General features: G+C 67.1%; 1 protein-coding gene. It reads left to right on the top strand.

Annotated elements, in window-relative coordinates; translation table 11 throughout:
• Positions 1 to 21 precede the first annotated feature (21 nt).
• On the top strand, positions 22 to 891 hold an 870-nt coding region (locus tag LGR54_RS25640), incomplete at its 3' end, for a 2-hydroxy-3-oxopropionate reductase (protein WP_230364786.1).

Genomic DNA, 891 nt, shown 5'->3' on the forward strand with positions numbered 1-891 from the left:
TAGGACGCGAGGAAAAGAACAATGGCTAACGTAGGATTTGTCGGTCTGGGTATCATGGGCGCGCCGATGGCGGGGCACCTGATCGACGCCGGTCACACGCTGTATCTCTACGACATCAAGCCGGTGCCGGCGGAGCTCACCGGCAAGGGTGGCGTCGCCTGCGCCAACGCCACCGAGGTGGCGAAGAACTCGGACATCATCATCACCATGGTGCCCGATACCCCGCATGTCGGCGCGGCGCTGTTCGGCGAGGGCGGCGTCGCCGCCGGCCTGACCCCGGGCAAGATCGTCGTCGACATGTCCTCCATCGCCCCGGTGGAGACCAAGGAATACGCGAAGAAGATCAACGATCTCGGCTGCGACTATCTCGACGCCCCGGTGTCGGGCGGCGAGGTCGGCGCCAAGGCGGCCTCGCTCACCATCATGGTCGGCGGCCCCGAGAAGGCCTTCGAGACGGTGAAGCCGCTGTTCGAGAAGATGGGCAAGAACATCACCCTGGTCGGCGGCAATGGCGACGGCCAGACCACCAAGGTGGCGAACCAGATCATCGTGGCGCTGAACATCCTGGCGGTGTCGGAAGCGCTGTTGTTCGCCTCCAAGGCCGGCGCCGATCCGGCGAAGGTGCGGCAGGCGCTGATGGGCGGCTTCGCCAATTCGCGTATCCTGGAAGTGCATGGCGAGCGGATCGTGAAGCGGACCTTCGCGCCCGGCTTCCGCATCGAGCTGCACCAGAAGGACCTGAACCTGGCGCTGACCGGGGCGCGGCAGCTGCAGATGGCGCTGCCGGCGACGGCGGTGGCGCAGCAGCTGTTCAGCGCGGTGGCGGCGCAGGGCGGGGCGGCGCTCGATCACTCGGCGCTGGTCAAGGCGCTCGAGCTGCTCGCCGGCCAT

Origin of the sequence: Ancylobacter sp. Lp-2 (assembly GCF_020523795.1) — a bacterium.
GTDB lineage: Bacteria > Pseudomonadota > Alphaproteobacteria > Rhizobiales > Xanthobacteraceae > Ancylobacter.